Origin of the sequence: Pseudomonas wuhanensis, assembly GCF_030687395.1 — a bacterium.
In the GTDB taxonomy this organism is placed as follows: domain Bacteria; phylum Pseudomonadota; class Gammaproteobacteria; order Pseudomonadales; family Pseudomonadaceae; genus Aquipseudomonas; species Aquipseudomonas wuhanensis.
This window is the reverse complement of sequence record NZ_CP117430.1, coordinates 2,065,833-2,081,875: the sequence shown is the minus strand read 5'-3', so window position 1 is coordinate 2,081,875 and position 16,043 is coordinate 2,065,833. Positions and strand designations below refer to the sequence as shown.

The following is a 16,043-nucleotide window of genomic DNA, read 5'->3' as shown; positions in this document are numbered from 1 at the left end:
CAGGTGGCCTCCTTAGGCGGCTTCAAGCACTTCGGTCATCCATTCGTTGGTGACTTCAAAGAGGAAATTCGGGTTCTCGGCCGGCGGCACGTCGGTGAAGCGAATGCGCCAGTACACCTTGCCCTGCTCGATCTGGCTGGTCGTGTTCAACTCATGGTCGGCATACACCTCGAAGTTGATCACCGCGCCCTGATTCTTCAGGTCGCGCATGAATGCCTCGAGGCCGTCGGTGACGTCCTTGACGTAGGTCTTGGTGATTGAGCGGTCGACCGCCCATTTGTGCCCGGCTTGCACCGCGTCCATGAGAATGAACAGCGTGCGCACACGGGTGACGAATGCCCACTTCGGATCGCTCGACAGCGTGCGGTTGCCCCACAGTCGATACCCGTCGTCGCGAATGATCGTGGTGATCTTGGCGTTGTTGAGCAGGTTGGCCCGGCAGGTTTCGTCGCCATCCAGGTACTCGACGGCGCGGGTGGTGCCGGTGATGCCGATAAACTCCTTGTTCGACGGCGAGGCCCAAAAGCCATAGGTGGCATCGGTCCAGGCGAACAGGCCCGCCGTCCAGGCCGAGCCGGGCGCATCCACGGTCTTGCTTTCGCCGGTGTCCCAGAACTGCACACCCGGGTCGACCATGAACAGGTTGCGACTGCCAAAGTTGTCGGCATAGGCCATGGCGGCTTCGTCGGTGGTGCAGGGACCGTCGATGATGCCCATGGCGCGCAGCTTCTGCGCCAGGCTGTCGATGGCGGTGGCTACCGCTTGTGTCGCTGAATGCCCCGGCGCGATCAGCAGCCGCGGCTGGGCGTTGAACAGGCTTTTGCCATCGAGCAACGCCTGCAGGCCGGTCCGCTGACCTGAGGCCAGCACCCCGCCGATGATCGCCGATGTCTGCAGCGCCGGGTCGTCCATCTTGGGCACGCCGATGGCCACGATCACCGCCTTGGCTTTGGTGTAAATCGCCTGGCAGGCCTTGGTGATTGCTGCTCCGGCGCCGAAGGCGGCAATGGCCTCGCGCTCGGTGGTGATCAGTTTCAGCTCGCCGGCCTTGGCCGTGCCGCCCCCAAGGACGCCAGGGGTGAAGGTGTCGCACAGCCCGATGATCGAGGAGGACGGCAACGAGATGGTGCGTGCGCCGGTATCGACCGCCGTGGTCGTGACGCCGTGAAAGAAACTCATAAGGCTCAATCTCCAGAAACGAAAAAGCCCCGCATAAGCGAGGCCGTGAGAAATGTTGGTATTGCGTAATGGAAAAGAAAACGCCCCGTCAGTGCGGGGCGTCAGGTGACAATGATTGTCGCGAGCCAGTCAGGCGCTACGGGGCGGCCCGTGCTCTCTGGGAACGCTGAGCCTTCGGGCCAGTCGCGCAACTGCTTGCGATAGGACAGCAGCGCCGAAAACTGTTCGCCCGACAGGGTTGTCGCCTCGTTCATGTCCAGCTCATCCCGATGCCGGGCGACCAGCCATTCATTGCTGGCCAGTTCAGCGCCCCTCCAAAACCGCTCGCTGGCGGCCAGGGCCTCCGCAGAAAGGCCCGCCGGCGGCGAAAAGGTGCCGCTGTCAAAGGTCCAACCCGCCCCGACAGCCGCCGGACAGCTCTTCCAGATCCAGGATTCGTGATAGCGCCCCACAGGGTCGATGTCTGTCACCTCAATGACACGACCGCTTTTAATATGTGCCCACATACTCACCACCTTATGCTGACGGAGCCGGCCGCACCGGCACCAGAGAGGCCGCCGTTGTCCATCCGCCCTCCACCGCCACCGCCTGGCCCCTGACCATTTCTGAGCGAGGATTGACTAACGCCGGCCCCGTCGACCGTTGCGCCAGCGCCACCAGGCCCGCCACCGCTACCCGGAAAACCATACGATGTCGAATTTGCACGGCCGCCGCTTTGACCATCGCCCAATCCATAATTGAGGTCACCACCCGTGCCGGTGCCGCTTTTACCACCGCCACCGCTGGAGTCGCCGCCACCGCCACCAGAGGCCGACATGAAGCCGCCAAACGAAGAACTACCCCCGGCAAGACCAGGGCTGCCACCCACGCTGTAGGAGACCCCCGCTCCGCCGGCGGCGACCGTGATCGTAATGACGGTACCCGGCACCAGTGTCACCAGACCTTCAGCTACGCCACCACCGCCACCGCCCGGACCGAAGAGCTGGCTGTTTCGACCACTACCACCCCCACCTTTTACAATGGAATAACCCTTGGTCACACCAGGTGGAACCGTCCACGTATAGACCCCCGCCACAGTCCAGGACAGGAACCCCCGGTAGGGCAAATCGGTAAGCCCGGCGCGTGTCGCGTCAGTCGGATGAACGTGATCGGAACGTGCCACACGCTTTGACTCGCCGGGTGCCGCCACGCCGTTAACCTTCGGGTTATCGTCAGAGGCTTGCCCCAGCACAAACTCGCAGGAAGCGATTTGCGGTGTTGCCGTGTCCTTGGCAGCCGTCGGCGTTTCAGGTACTCCGGTCAACTTAGGCGACATCAGCGGCGCGAAGCCAAAGGTCACGTTTTGAAAGGTCAGCGAGGTGGTGCCCAGCACAATCACGGCGTCGGTGATTAACTGCCAGCGCGTATCAGCCAGCGTGGTCCCCTGCTCGACGGACACCAGTAACGCCGAGGTCACCTCGGTATTGGCGTCGGCATCTGGAGCACGCGCCCAAACACCCGCCGCCGCCACATACAGGCCGTTGTCCTTGGCCGTTGCCTGGTTTTTCACCAACACCCGATCACCGGCCACCACTGCAACGCCATCAACCGTCTGAAGACCTGACAGCACGATGTTCGCAGTAGTGGCCACGCGCACCGATTGTTTGCTGTCGAGCTTGTACAGTTCTTCCAGAATTCTGGAGTCGACGTATTCACGCGTTGCCAGCACAACACTCGGGTCGATTTTCAACTGAATATTGGCGGTGCCATTGGTGATGATGTGCATCCGCACCACCTGATTGCGGCCCGATCCTTGGGACAGCAACGGCTTATAGCTGGGAGCCAGGTTGGCCACGGCTGAAAACACACCGTCCTTGTCTTCCAGCGCCAACTCTCGCATCCACCAACCACCCACATCCGGCGGTAGAACCACCTCGGCAATCAAAATGTTGGAGTCCGTCGGTGACACGCGCAGTTGATTGAGCTGGGCGCGATGAACCTGATGGATCAGCGCCGTCTGCGTGGGACTTGGAACTGGATCGGTGCCGTTTGCATCACCGATCAACAAATACTTGGGCTCCCAGGGAATCCCCAGCGCGTCGCAGTTGGTTTTCTTCGCCGCCCCCAGAATCGTGAGCATGCCGCCAAAAATAGTGTTCGTATCAACCATGGGGGTACACGTCCAATTCGTCGAGTATGTAATTGCTGACGCCCTTGTAACCCTGAATCACCACGTCGATATCCGGGTTGTTCCATGGGTAAACATCGATCTCATCGCCGTCATAAACGGCGAAGCCAACGTAAGCGTCGCTATAGGTTTCAAGAATGATGTCCAGCCCTGTCAGGTGCCGACTGACAGGCTTGGCGTCGTCGATCAGGCGCTCCAGCTCCTGATACATTTCCTCGGTGATCCCGGTATCCAGCACGCCGACCTTCAGGGCGAAGGTGCCCGGCACACCTTGCGGCACCGTGTTGAACCACTCGACGATTTCGATCAGGTAACCCAGCGGCTCGACTACCCGACGTAACGCGCCGATGGTGCCCTTGTGGGCATGAATGTAGAACGAGGCCTTGATCGCGGCGCGCTTGACCGGCTCCGACCAGTTGGGATCCCAGCGGTCGACCGACCAGGCCCAGGCCAGGTGCGGCAACAGGTGAACCGGACAGGTGTCGGGGTTGTACAGCGTACGCAGCGGGATCAGGGTGTCCTCAGCGAACGTCGCCTCAATCGCTCGCTCCAGCGGCGTGCTGTTGAGCGGTAAAAGACTGCGCATATCAACCTCCCAGCACGACGCTGAAACCAGTGCAGTACGCCGCCTGCGCCTTGGTCGGGGCCAGATCCTGCCAATCCTTGAGTTCAACCCGCGCCACCCCGGCCACATGCAACTGCGCATCGACGCCGGAACGCGCCACCTCCAGCCCTAACCGTCGACGCGGGTTGATCCACGCCGCCAGACGTTTGATCGCTTCGGCAAGCGCGGCATCGTTTTCCGGGCCGGCACCTTTCATGTGCAGCACGGCGTCAATGCGGTAGCGCAGGATCTCGGCGCTGCGCACCGTCACGCGGTCGCCGACGGGACGCACGTCGTCGTCATTCACAGCTATGGCGACCAAAGCCAGCAGATCCGGACCGACTTCGCCGTCGCCTTCAAGCCCCAGCACGGTGAGGTCGACGCAGGCCGGCGCCGGGCTTTCCGCAGTGGCATCGGCGACCAGCGCCGAGGCATTGCGGGCGTGCAGGATGTAGCTGTTGCGCGGTCCGGCGGTGGTCAGCCCCTCATAGGCCATCTGCACCCGCTCGCGCAGGGCGTCGTGGGACTCCAGCACCGCCTCGACCGGTGGCACGGCCAGCGGATCCGCCGCCTGAATCACCAAGCGTTTGAGATTGACGTTGGCTGCCAACTGATCGAGATCGCCGTTGATGGCATAAGCCAGAAACTGCGCCTTGGCCGCGTCGTTAACCCGTGCCCGGTTGCCGAGTTTGATGTAGCTGCCGACCTCCAGCAGCTTGGTCACGGGATCGCTTTCCAGCGAGGCGGTCCAGTTGTCGCCCATGTGTCCACGGAACACGTCCAGCGCATCCCCGTACACCTCCTCGAAGTCCAACGGCTCCAGAACGTCCGGCGCCGGCAGTTCCGACAGATCCACCAGGGTACTCATACCCACACCTCCAACGTGCCGCGCACACCGAGGTATTCGCCGCTGATCTGCATATTGATTTGCCCGCCCAGAACAGACAGGACACGTATCCGCTCAAGCGTTAGTCGCGGCTCCCACTGGCCCAGCGCCCGGGCGGCCTCGGCTTGCGCGGCGCTCTTCCAGCCCTCGTTGATGGGCAGGTCGACCATGCGCCGCAGCTTGCTGCCGTACTCCGGACGTTCACGACGGCTCATCAGCGGCGTGCCGAGGATGTCCGCAACGGATTGGCGTAAATGCTCGATGCCGGAGATGGGCTGCCCGGTGTGGCGATCCATTCCGATCATCGCAGTTACTCCTTAAGCGGCTCGAACTCGGCGTGGGCCTTGAGGTACTTCAGCGCCACGTCATCCGTGGCGCTGACCGCGATCACGCCCTTCGCCACGGCCAGCACGCGGTCATCCGGCAGGATCAGCGTGCGGGAGGTGTAAAGGGTGTCGCGAAAAGTCGTGGTCGACGCCGTCAGCGTTGAGGAGGTGGCGGCGGCTAGATCCTGCACCGCCGAGTCGTCTTGAGGCTTGGCCATGGTTGCTCCGGAAATGAAAAAACCCGCACGCGGCGGGCTGGGTTAAAAGTTGTCGCTAGTGCGAGTGATGGTTGCTGTTGCCGGTGGTGTCGAGGATCGCCCCGTCACTGGTGATGTTCTGCGTGGTGTGCAGCGTGCCGTCGATGTTGACCGGGCCCTTGATGTTCACCGTTGCCTCCAGGTTGATCATGCCGGACTTCACCGTGACGGCGTTGTCGGTCACTTCGGCCTGGGTCGCCCCAACCTTGATGGTGACCGTGCCCATCGGCAGGCTGATGCTGTAGCTCTTGGCTTGCCAGTCGTAGACCAAGGATCCGCCATCATCAAAACGCCAGACCTCGACGTGATCGCGGTTGTCCGGTGGCGGTCCGCCGTTGCCGTACAGGCCGGGGATGAACGTGCCTTGTGCCACATCGCCGCTGGTACTGATCAGCGTGCCCTGCTCGTTCAGGCTGGGCGACCGCCAATGCCGCGCCTTGCCGGCAGCGACGCTGTGCCAGCGCACCCAGCCGCTGACCCATTCGCCGTCCGAAACCCGACACACCGGCGGAGATGCAGCGAGATCCACCGCGACCACGTAACAATCCTTGACCAAGCCGGCAAGCATCCGGTCATGCTGCGCGCTGACGTAGCCCGAACTCATGGCACCTCCTCCGGACGGAACACGCCATCGCCCGGCTCGATGTTCAGCACCAGCGTGCCCGGTGGCTGATCCGCCCATGGCCAGTCGGTTTCGCCGAGGTAGATCTGCTGCGTCCATTCCACGACCCAGACGGTGTAGCCGTCCAGCTCGGGCTTGGTCCAGTCCTGCATGGCCTGAACAAACTCGGCGGGCTCTACTGCGACGCCCCAGCTCTGCAGGCGCAGCAACACAGCGAGCTGCCCAGCAAGGAATACCGCTTGCTGGTGGTGATCGGGCTGGATCGGATCGGTGATCACTCGCGCTTCGAACTTGCAGGCCAGCCCCATCTCACCGGTCCCCGGATCTTGCCCCGGCTCCATTTCGGCCAGCTCGATGAACACCGCCGGCAGACAGATTCGATCTTCGATGTTTGGCCACACAGCGACCGTCTGCACACCTGGGAGGTGCGTATGGATGTACCGCTCGATGGCCTGGTACAGCTGTTCAAGGCTGAACGGGATTTCTGGTTCGTCCGTCACGTCATTTCCCCTTCAGGTACTTCTGCAGTTCAAAGTTGAGTTCCTGCTGCAGGACATGCACTAGGTGCTCATCGGCCTTACGCACCCAGCTTTCGAAGTGCGGTCGAGCCTGCTCCAGGGAAACCTTGGCCTTGGCCAGCGGGAAACGACTATCGTGTTCGGCGATCCAGCCCGAACTCGCCCCACCTCGCGCGCTCACCGTGCTGTCGGGATAGTCGTCAGCATCGAAATGCTTACTGGCCGTACGGATCCAGATGTCCGCGCTGTTGCCGTAGACCTTCTTGTAAAAGGCCCCCTGATAGCGGCGGCCGGCCACCGACACGGCGGACTTGCCCTGCCTGGGGTTGCCGATCCGGCTCGCCTCAATGGCATTGAGACCGAACCACAACTTGCCGCTGGTGGCACCGCCGCTGACCGGATAACTGCGCAGACGTTGACGCACCGCCGCGACTGCAATGCGCTCTTGCCGACCGACAGCGCGAGCAATGTGTGTGCTCAGCCAGCGCAGGGTTTTGTTGATCGCCCGGCGCTGGGCATTGGCCGCCGCCTTGGGCACCACGGCCGCGAAGTCCTGAAAGGCTTTCAGATCCGCCGCCGAGGTTTGCAGGGAGATCATTCCGCCGCTGACCGAGGGTTTGAAGTGACTGCCGACGCTCATGCTTTGGCCCTCAATAGCAACGCCACCCAGCCGGTGCCGTCCGGCTCCAGCTTCACCAGGTCATACTGGCCGCCACCGTCCTGTACCGGCAGGTCGATGACCACCACTTGCCCCGGCTCAATCCCCACGGCATCGCTGACGCGGATTTCGAACTGCGGTTCCCGTAGCGCGGTGTTGATCCGCCCCATGCGCGGCTGTAGCCAGGGCGCCGAAAAGAAGCCGGCGATCTCCCGATCGCCGACCAGTCCAATGTCGCCCAGGTCATCCAGCACCAGGGCGTCCATGTCGTCGCTCAACTCCCGAAAGCGCACGGTTATGCACCGTCGTCGGAGCTGTCGTCCGCGTCACCGGCGAGGCCCTGAGTTTCACGCAACAGCTGCTGCGCAAGCGGATCCTTGATCGAGGCGATGCGCCCTTCGGCGAGCAGTGCGTCCGCCACCTCTTTGCTCGGCGGACTGTACGGCTCGCCCTTCACCACCACCGTGCGCCCGTCCTGCACACAACCATCGATCACCAGGTATTCAGCTTTTTTGGCCATGTCACACCACCTTGGCGTAGATGAAGGCATCCGGCTCCAGCAGGCCGGCCAAGGCCGCGCTCTGCAGCTTCAGCCAGCGGGCACTCGGTTCTTCAGTCACCCAGCTTTTCGGAAAGCGCGCGGCCTCAACCAGACCGCTCTCTACCGCAGCCAGGTCCTGAATGGCGCCGTACAACATGGCGTTGCGCGTCGAGGTGGAGCCGAGGATCAGGCCACCCGCCGGAATCATCGGCTGTTCGTCGTCGTCATCGTCCAGGTACCACTCGTCATAGCCGTACAGGTCGACACCCGGATCGTTCAGGTAGCCCAAGTAAGTCACGCCATCTGGCAGTTCTTCGGGCTTGATCAGACCCATGTCGACACGGCGGGTGTTGAGCTGCTTCATCACCGTCGCGTTGGACTGAAAAGCGTCCAGCGCTTCGCCACTCATAGCCACGGTATTGGCCGTGCGCCCGGAATCCTTGGCGATCTTGCGTTTCCAGCCACGCAGGTTGGCAATCGGGTCGCTGTCAGCAGTACCCCATTGACCGCTGCCCAGGCTGATTTTGTGGTCGCTGGCCATCAGGAAGTCGATGGTGTCGTCCACGCCCTCCCCGACCACGCTCACCTTGCCGGTGGTCAGGGCTTGGGCGCACATCCATTCTTCACGTCGGGTGATCTCGTCGTCCAGGTCGCGCAGATCCTTGCCCAGCAGTTGCCCCGCGCGCTCCAGTGGAGTACGCGACGAAAATGGGTTATCACCGGCCGCACGCTTGAGCACCAGTTCGGCGGTGGTCTCGCGCTTGGGCTGGATATACGGCGGCGTGTAGTTGTCGGTGTGGTAACCGTCGCGCAGCGACACGCTGCCTGGCAGGCGCGGGTGAACAAACGGCGCCATCTTGCGTTTTCCCTTGATGATGTCGATGTCCACCGTCTTGGTGGGGAACGTCACCGGGCTGCCGCCGTTGAAGAAGGTGTTCAGCAGAAAACGGCGCGCAGTCGGCATCTGCTCGACCGCTTCCAACATGGTGCGTGTATCAAAAATATCCATCGGAAACTCCGGTTTAGCGAATGAACAGGCACAGACCACGCAGCGCGGCTTTCGCCTGCGCCAGGGTGAGGCCCGCGCCGAGAGTGAGTTGGCTGCCCAGCACTTCGCCGGTCAGACGAATCGGCGCCACCTGGGCGCCTTGGCTGGTGTCGGTGGCCTGGTCGAGGATTGCCTTCGGCGCCTCGGAGCCGTCGGTGGCGGCGGACGCGCACAGCACGTATTCGCCGCTGGTTTTCACCTGGCCCAGAACAGCGCCTCGCTTGAGGCTCTGGCCGGCGGCGATCACGGCGGTGTCGATCATCACCGGGAAGGCACCGGCCGACAGCTGATCCGGCACGTAGGTTTGGCGTTCGGGGTTGCTCATGAGGTTCTCCAATCAGCGGCGCGAAGCGCCCGCGACGATGGCGCCGACCACGGCCTTGCGTTCGCCTTGGTCGTCATTGCCGGGTGGGGTGGAAGTCGAGGCACCGGTGCCATCGGCCTTGATCGCATTCAGGGAAATACCGCGATCCTGGGCCGCCTTGAACAGTTGCAGGGCGGTGGCTTCGACCGAGGTGCCGGCATCGATGGCGGCAGAGATTTCGGCTTCGAAGCCCTTGCTCGCCAGGGCATGAATGCCGGTGATGCGTTCACGCTCAGCGCTCGCGCCCTCCTCGCGACTCTGGGTGCGGATGCTCTCCAGATCCGGCTGGCTGGCTTGGGCAATCTGAATGGTTTGCGGATCCGTGCCGGCGGCCAGCGCCTCACGCAACTCCGCCGTGCTGCTGACGGTGGTCATATTGAATTTCCTCGGTTGGGTTGCGGCCGGTTTGGCCAATTCAGTAATCAGTGCTTCAAGCGAGCCCAGGCGGTGAGCCAGGCCGGACTCGACGGCGGCGGCGCCGACACGCAGCCCGCCAAAGTCGCCCATCTCCGGCACGCGTTCGGGATCGACACCGAGGTTGCGGGCAACCTTGGCCACGAACACGTCGCCCATGGCATCGACCGTTTCGCCGACCTTGGCCCGGCCCTCTTCGGTGGCCAGATCCACGCGTTTGTTCGGCGCGTTGCGGCTGACGATCTGGTAGCGCTTGCGCCCGCTGGCCGCCTCGCCTTCCACGACTGCCTCGACCACAACGCCGATGCTGCCGGCCAGCGCGGTTTCATCGATAACGATCTCGCTGGCTGCCGAGGCGATCCAGTAGGCCGCGCTGGCCCCGGTGCCGCCGATGTAGGCGACGATGCGCTTGCGGGATCGGGCTGCATGGATCTGGTCGGCCAGCTCGTTGATCCCGGCGGCCACGCCGCCAGGGCTGTCGATGTTCAGAATGATCGCGTTGACCTTGGGGTCATCCAGTGCCGTCTGCAGGTCGGTGGCCAGCACCTGAGTACTGGTCGCGCCGCTGATCTCGGTGAAGAGATTGGCGTAACGAAACACCGGACCGACCACCGGGATAATCGCCACCCCATTGCGGGTACTGACGGTGCGGCTGTTGTCCAGGCGCACGCCTGTCCGGGTCTCCAGCGCCGCCGGATCGCCCATCCGATCTGCAATGGTCAGCAGGTTATCCAGGGCGCCAGGCAGCATCAGCCAGGGCTGCGAGGCAGCCAGCTCAAATGCGCGGGGCATGGTTATTCCTCGTTGGGGTTGGTGGGCGGCGGCGTTTCCTGCTCGCGCCCCTTGGGCAAAACGTGCAGGCCGTCAGCACGGCGTTGCTCCACTTCGCGCACGCGCTGGCGGTACACCTGCTGCCACGGCTCGCCGGTCATCGCGGCGGTTTCCAGCGTTTCGTTGCTGACGCCGATCTCGATGCGCTTGCCGGCGGCGTTGGCTTCCTTCAGCTCATCGATGGCGCCGCGTGCCGGACCGATCCAGATCGCCTGGCAGTACGCCTTGCGCTTGGCCGGATCGGCGTAGCCGGGCAACTTGATCAACCCACGCGCCACCGCTTCGTCGATCAGCAGTTCACGGCTGGGCTGGCAGAAGTCGCAGATCAGCCACCAGCGGCGGAGGCTGTAGAAGCGCCATGCCTGCAACATCGCCGCACGGGCCGCGCTGTAACTGCTGCTGTAGTGCAGCAACAGCTCTTCCATCGGTTGCTCCAGGGCGGCGCCAATCTCCTTCACCACCGCCGTGAAGAACGGATCGAACTGCGCATTAGGCCGCGCCGGGTTGGCGATCACCGGCTCCTCGCCCTGTCCCAAGTCGACAATCGCGCCCTCCCCCAACGCCAACTCGCCGTCAGCGGTGGTGTCGCCGCCGGCTCCGTTGCCTTCGTTGGCCAGCGCCGACAGCGGCAAGTTGGAGACCTGAAAGTCGTTGTTCTTCTTGATGAACACGGTGAACATCGCCGAGATCACCGCCGCCATCAGTTCGGCGCTGCTGTAGCGCTCCAGCTTCTGCAGTGGCTCCAGCACCGGCGCCAAGTACGGCGCGCCACGCTTCTGGCCCGGTCGCTCCTTGTCGGCCATGACGTGCATGACCCTACGCCGGCCAGTGGCCTCACCAAAGGCCGGCAACCGCTCCCAACGAAGAGACTGGCCTGCGGTGAACTCGTTTGGGTAGCCGCTGCAGACGTGATATGCCAGCGGCGCGCCGAGTCGGTCGAACTCGACGCCGTCCACCAGGTTAGTGCTGTCCAATTGGCCGGCCGGATTGCACACCCGATCCGACTCGATCAATTGCAAGCGCGTGCTGAATACGCAACCCGGACGCTCATCGTCGGGGCTGGCAATCAGCACATCGCCGCAGACCATCGACGAGATCATCACCAGCGCCTGCAGCTGGTAGTGGTTGAGCGTCGCTTCGGCGTCGCATTCGCGTGGATCGTCGGCATACAGCGACCACAACCGGTCAAGCCGGGTGTTGAGTTCTTCCGCCTGTTGTTCACTGAGTCCAAGCGCGTCGTGATCGATCTGCGAACGGCAGACCAGCCCGGTGCCCACTACGTTGGTGCGCAAGCGGGTGATGGCTGCTCGGGCAATCAGGTGGTTGCGCATGGCGTCCCGTGAGCGTGCTACCAGCATCCGGCGCTCGCTCTGGTCGAGGTCGCGGCGCGGACTGCCCAGACCGGGAATCCAACTGGCCATGCTGCGCAGTACGCGCGAGGCACCCCGCCATCGGGTCTCGGTGCCGCCCCCGCCACCTTGGGCAACGATGGGCCGTGCACTGGATGCCGACTTGGCGAGCTTGATGGCCTCGCGCATCAGCAGCTCGGCCGGATCCTTTCGAAAGAAGCCCATAGTCAGATCGCCATGTAAGAGATGCGGTTGCGGCCACGGCCCTGTTGCTGGGCCTGTTCCAGGGCGACCTCCTTGGCGTACTGCTGCTCCAGCAAGCGCAGGCTGTTCAGCTCAGCACGGTACAGCTCGCGATCCGCACGACGCAGGCGCTGCCCTTTTTTCAGGACGTCAGAGATCGCCGCCCGAACTTCCGCTAGGCGCTGTTGTGCGTCTGTCATGATTGTTTCCTTAGTAGCCCGCACGACTGCGGGTGCCCCGCCCACGAGCGACTGCTCGGCGCGGTACCGGTGCGACCGGTTGTTCGGTGTTGAACAGGGTTGGCTGCAGCAGCTGCTGCTCCAACTGATCCCACTCGTGATCGCGCAGCAGGTGGGTTTTCAAACTGCGTGCGGCGTGCAAGGCATACACCTCACAGTCGAGTGCCTCGTTGCGGCGACCGGCCTTTTTCTGCCAGACCATCTTGCTGGGGTTACGCGGATGCGGCGCCAGCACTTCGTTGGTGAGCTGCTCGTAGTAGTCCGAGCGAATCTCGCTGTACCAGTGCATACGCCCAGGCCCTGCCCCCTTCAACCGCAGGCGGCCGTCGATCAACGTCTTAGCCTTGTGCGTGCCGACGATGTGCACTCGTAGGCCGTATTTCGCGGCCTTAGTGTTGTCTTGCGAGGTATCCACCGACTGCGGCGGCTTGGTGAAAATCTCCTTGTCGCGGCTGTCAATGGACGCGCCTTTGATCGCCATCACGTTGTAGCGCTGACGATCCCGCACGTAGCTGTAGACCGCATCACTCGTGTTGCCGTCCGAGCTGTCGATGCTGACCGCCGATACCGCCAACTGAGCGCCGCCCTCGGTGGGAATCGGCCGGGAGATAACCCGATCCAGTTCCTGCCAGACGCTGTCATGGGGATCGATGGGATTGCCATGCAACTCCCCCCAATACAATCGCCAGGATTCTTCGCCCCGCCCCCAGCCGGTGATGACCAGCGCCAGTCGGTCACCCTGCACGTCGACGCCGACGGTGATCAGCAGTACGCCTTTGGGTGCCGTCAGTTCGGCGTAAGGTTCGGCACGCTTCTCCAGTTCGTCGGTCTTCGGCGCATCGCTCTGGTACTCGTAGCTTTCGCCCTTCGAGCTGTTGACGAAGGCGATCATCGGCCCGATGTTGCCCTGCGCCGCCGCGTGTTCGGCCTGAAGCTTTTTCTCCATCAGCACCTGGAAGCGCGATCCCCAAAACGTCGCGTACAGCTCGTTGAGGATGTAGCCGGCGATCCCGCGAAACTCGGCGGTGGCCGACCAGCGTCCGTGCTTGAGGTTGGCGTTCTTCTGGTTGTCGTCCCAGATCGCACCGCAATGCGGACACGAGTAGAAGGCCTTCTCCGGCCGCTTCCTGCCGTATACCTCATGCAGGTAATCCGGATCCTCATCACAGTGCAGGTTGTCGAAGCTCAGCGCATGTTCCTGGCCACATTCGTGACACGGCACCAGGCCAACGCGCTTGTCTGACAGTTCCAGCTCGGCATCAATCGCTGACAGACCTTTGATGGTCGGCGTACCGCCGATGATGATCTTCGAACGGCGAAAGGTTTTCAGACGCTCCTTGGCCAGTTTGATGCTGTCGCCCTGGCCGCGCAGGTTGAGGTTGCAGTCGTCGGGCTCCTCGATGGCCACCCGAGGCACCGGTGTGGATTTCACGCTGGCCGGGCTGTTGGAGCCGACCATCTTCAGGAACCCGCCGGGGAACCGCTTGAAGTCCTGACGCTGCTGCAGCTTGCGGCTGCGCAGATCGACTTTCTTGCGCAGCCGCGGCGTGGCCTCGATCATTGGTTCGAGCTTTTCACCGACGTACTGCTTGGCGGCTTCGGCCTTGGGGAACAGCACCAGAATCGGCGACGGGTCGATGTCGATCCATTTACCCAAGGCGTTACCCAATACGCCCGACGTCCAGGCTACCTGGGCCGATTTGCGGCCAACGATCTCACTAACCGCCGGATCGTCCAGCGCCTCCAGCGGACCACCCGGCCAAGTCAGGTGCGGCGTCACATCGAAGCGGTATTTGCCAGGGCGTGCCGCCTCTTCCGGCGCGAGCCAGCGGTATTTGTCCGCCCACTCGATGATGCTCATGCGCGGTGGTGGTGCCCACTTGCGACAGGCGCTGCGCAGCGCCTTAGTCGCCGCCTTCCTCAAAGCGCTCCGAATCGTCCGGTTCGTCAGAATATCCATCTGACGGGGCATCATCCTTGTCATAGTCAGACAGCCTCCTCAGGATGGCTTCAATGGGATCTCGGATCAGTTGGTCGTCCACCTCCACGCCGTAACGCGCCGACAGCTCGGCGGCCAGCGCGTCCGGAAATGAGTTGAGTAATTCGACTTTGGCGGCGGTGATCATGGCCTCGAAGCGTTCGATCAGGTCATCGGCGATGACCACCTCACCCAAATCCTTGGCCATCGCCAGCTCTTCGCGGTCGGCCCGGATCCGGTCGAGCCGGTCGCGGGAGGATTCCTTTTTGCCGTTGAGCGAGGCCTGATGCATCAGCCACTGGATCACGGCTTCAGTGTCGTACTGGTTTTCGTTGCCACGCCCGATGCCAAACTCGACTACGGGCATGCCGTCGTTTTGCCAACGGGTCAGGGTGCGTTCGTCGCGGCCGACGATCTCACTCAAGTCGGCCTTATTGACTGTCCTGCCCATATCTAACCCTTTGAAAAGACGGACATCCCTGCAAGATTCTCAGCTGCAGAGAATCCGCGAGTTCGGTAACCCGTGTAGGGGGCGGCCCTCGAGGAGGACCCGGAAAAATCGGCCCCCAGCCGGGGGGCCGCCTAGGTGTGGTCGGTCGATGCCGACTCGGAAACGCCCAACCGCTTGGCGACCCAGCGTTCGTAAAGGCCGATTGCAACATCGGCGCCGGCCATCGCGGTCAGGCAACCCAGAGCGCCTGCCGTCCAGATCGACATGCCGGCGGCGATCATCAGCATCATCGCTGTCACACCGCAGGCGATACAGGCACCGGATCGAAGTGCAAGTCGACGCAACAATGCCCAACCTCGCGCCCCATCTTTGTCCGCCCGCCACATCTCACCCGACACGCCGCCAACCAGGGCCAGGACGATCACTAACCAGATCGGCATCTCAGCCAACGCTTGCTGCTCATTTGTCATGTTCTGCCTCAGTAGTAGCGCCACCAACGCCGGAAAAAGAAAACCCCGCCGGGGTGGGCAGGGTTTTCGGAGTCCTGGGTAACCCCGGGACAAAGTGCATAGTTCGTGGGCTCTACGCCAAGGCGCAAATTCCATATCGTGGAGACTTTTTACCCCCCTCCGGAAAAACCGAAAAGGGGCTATTTTCGGTTGTGACACTTGACGCAACTTTGGCTCACTTTGACGCAGCTTTGAGGCAATCCACTCCGATGAACGGTCAGTACGCCAGACGCCGCTTTACGGACGAGGCACGTGTCAGATTGGTCTGGGCACTGCCACTGCGCCGATCATAGTTGCGCGTCGTCGCAGTCCGCACCGTAAGAATGAGCTGCACTTGCTGATGCATGCGGTGCACCCAATTGCGGTAAGTCCGGTCGCCATCCTCGGGTAAACCCAGCAACTGCAACTGACGGCGAACCGGCAACGGCGGATTCGCCAGGTAGCGGTTGTGAGCCAAGGCTGCCAGCTTGGCCCCCTTCTCCGATTGCCTCCCCAACTGGGCGACCGCCGCGGCTACCTCGCAAGCCACGTAATCCATTCCGCCGCCACCGTTCAGCAAAAGATCGCGAGACCCCGGTGTTCCACGCGGCGCGCTGCCGCCATATTGCATGATGGTCGCCATCGGACTGCCTAACCCCGGCCCGTCGCCAATCAGGCAGTGCTGCCGCCCCCAGTGCATCATCAGCTCTTCAATTTCCTCGATCATTGCCCCATTTCCCCGCCAATCGAACCCCACACAAAAATCCCGATACCCGACACAAACCCAACACAAAACAATCCCTTTAAAACCAAGGTCTTTATCCAATTTGAGTTGAGTGTGTTGGGTGTGTTGGGGTTTTCGCCCATCGCATGAAAGGAA

21 protein-coding genes are annotated in these 16,043 nt (G+C 62.7%); all 21 read right to left on the bottom strand.

Translation table 11 applies throughout. The annotated features are described in order from the left end of the window. Positions 1-12 precede the first annotated feature (12 nt). On the bottom strand, positions 13-1,179 hold the full coding sequence (locus PSH88_RS09610; protein ID WP_305425986.1) for a phage tail sheath family protein: 1,167 nt from the start codon (positions 1,177-1,179) through the stop codon (positions 13-15). Positions 1,180-1,280: 101 nt separating this feature from the next. After that, the gene (locus PSH88_RS09605) at positions 1,281-1,685 is read right to left on the bottom strand and encodes a phage tail assembly chaperone (RefSeq protein ID WP_305425985.1); all 405 of its coding nucleotides are present in this window, start codon (positions 1,683-1,685) and stop codon (positions 1,281-1,283) included. 2 nt (positions 1,686-1,687) lie between these two features. Further along, positions 1,688-3,328, bottom strand: a complete 1,641-nt coding sequence (locus PSH88_RS09600; protein ID WP_305425984.1) for a phage tail protein — start codon at positions 3,326-3,328, stop codon at positions 1,688-1,690. Continuing rightward, on the bottom strand, positions 3,321-3,932 hold the full coding sequence (locus tag PSH88_RS09595; RefSeq protein WP_305425983.1) for a phage tail protein I: 612 nt from the start codon (positions 3,930-3,932) through the stop codon (positions 3,321-3,323). The genes PSH88_RS09600 and PSH88_RS09595 overlap by 8 nt, the downstream gene beginning before the upstream one ends. A gap of 1 nt (position 3,933) precedes the next feature. Continuing rightward, on the bottom strand, positions 3,934-4,818 hold the full coding sequence (locus PSH88_RS09590) for a baseplate assembly protein (RefSeq protein WP_305425981.1): 885 nt from the start codon (positions 4,816-4,818) through the stop codon (positions 3,934-3,936). Beyond that, entirely contained in the window at positions 4,815-5,141 is a 327-nt protein-coding gene (locus PSH88_RS09585; RefSeq protein WP_305425980.1) for a GPW/gp25 family protein, read from the bottom strand. The genes PSH88_RS09590 and PSH88_RS09585 overlap by 4 nt, the downstream gene beginning before the upstream one ends. A 5-nt stretch (positions 5,142-5,146) precedes the next feature. Next, positions 5,147-5,380, bottom strand: coding sequence for a hypothetical protein (locus tag PSH88_RS09580; protein ID WP_305425979.1), 234 nt, complete (start codon positions 5,378-5,380; stop codon positions 5,147-5,149). A gap of 55 nt (positions 5,381-5,435) precedes the next feature. Then, positions 5,436-6,023, bottom strand: a complete 588-nt coding sequence (locus PSH88_RS09575; RefSeq protein ID WP_305425978.1) for a phage baseplate assembly protein V — start codon at positions 6,021-6,023, stop codon at positions 5,436-5,438. Next, positions 6,020-6,541, bottom strand: a complete 522-nt coding sequence (locus tag PSH88_RS09570; RefSeq protein WP_305425977.1) for a hypothetical protein — start codon at positions 6,539-6,541, stop codon at positions 6,020-6,022. The genes PSH88_RS09575 and PSH88_RS09570 overlap by 4 nt, the downstream gene beginning before the upstream one ends. A 1-nt stretch (position 6,542) precedes the next feature. Beyond that, positions 6,543-7,199, bottom strand: coding sequence for a hypothetical protein (locus PSH88_RS09565; RefSeq protein ID WP_305425975.1), 657 nt, complete (start codon positions 7,197-7,199; stop codon positions 6,543-6,545). Beyond that, positions 7,196-7,510 carry a head-tail joining protein gene (locus tag PSH88_RS09560; protein WP_305425974.1) on the bottom strand — a complete coding sequence of 105 codons (315 nt, stop codon included), beginning with the start codon at positions 7,508-7,510 and terminating at the stop codon, positions 7,196-7,198. The genes PSH88_RS09565 and PSH88_RS09560 overlap by 4 nt, the downstream gene beginning before the upstream one ends. A 2-nt stretch (positions 7,511-7,512) precedes the next feature. Then, on the bottom strand, positions 7,513-7,737 hold the full coding sequence (locus PSH88_RS09555) for a hypothetical protein (RefSeq protein ID WP_305425973.1): 225 nt from the start codon (positions 7,735-7,737) through the stop codon (positions 7,513-7,515). A 1-nt stretch (position 7,738) separates the two neighbouring features. Continuing rightward, positions 7,739-8,767, bottom strand: coding sequence for a major capsid protein (locus tag PSH88_RS09550; RefSeq protein WP_305425972.1), 1,029 nt, complete (start codon positions 8,765-8,767; stop codon positions 7,739-7,741). A gap of 13 nt (positions 8,768-8,780) precedes the next feature. Then, complete coding sequence (locus PSH88_RS09545) at positions 8,781-9,131, bottom strand: head decoration protein (protein ID WP_305425971.1); 351 nt, start codon at positions 9,129-9,131, stop codon at positions 8,781-8,783. Positions 9,132-9,143: 12 nt separating this feature from the next. Continuing rightward, the gene (locus PSH88_RS09540; protein WP_305425970.1) at positions 9,144-10,376 is read right to left on the bottom strand and encodes a S49 family peptidase; all 1,233 of its coding nucleotides are present in this window, start codon (positions 10,374-10,376) and stop codon (positions 9,144-9,146) included. 2 nt (positions 10,377-10,378) lie between these two features. Then, positions 10,379-11,989, bottom strand: coding sequence for a phage portal protein (locus PSH88_RS09535; RefSeq protein ID WP_305425969.1), 1,611 nt, complete (start codon positions 11,987-11,989; stop codon positions 10,379-10,381). Between the two features lie 2 nt (positions 11,990-11,991). Continuing rightward, the gene (locus tag PSH88_RS09530) at positions 11,992-12,207 is read right to left on the bottom strand and encodes a hypothetical protein (RefSeq protein ID WP_054597792.1); all 216 of its coding nucleotides are present in this window, start codon (positions 12,205-12,207) and stop codon (positions 11,992-11,994) included. Between the two features lie 10 nt (positions 12,208-12,217). After that, entirely contained in the window at positions 12,218-14,206 is a 1,989-nt protein-coding gene (locus PSH88_RS09525) for a phage terminase large subunit family protein (protein WP_348529758.1), read from the bottom strand. After that, positions 14,151-14,675, bottom strand: a complete 525-nt coding sequence (locus tag PSH88_RS09520) for a DUF1441 family protein (RefSeq protein ID WP_348529757.1) — start codon at positions 14,673-14,675, stop codon at positions 14,151-14,153. The genes PSH88_RS09525 and PSH88_RS09520 overlap by 56 nt, the downstream gene beginning before the upstream one ends. Positions 14,676-14,806: 131 nt before the next feature. Further along, entirely contained in the window at positions 14,807-15,145 is a 339-nt protein-coding gene (locus PSH88_RS09515) for a phage holin family protein (RefSeq protein ID WP_086945412.1), read from the bottom strand. Between the two features lie 256 nt (positions 15,146-15,401). Then, positions 15,402-15,890, bottom strand: a complete 489-nt coding sequence (locus tag PSH88_RS09510) for a hypothetical protein (RefSeq protein ID WP_305425965.1) — start codon at positions 15,888-15,890, stop codon at positions 15,402-15,404. Positions 15,891-16,043: the final 153 nt, after the last annotated feature.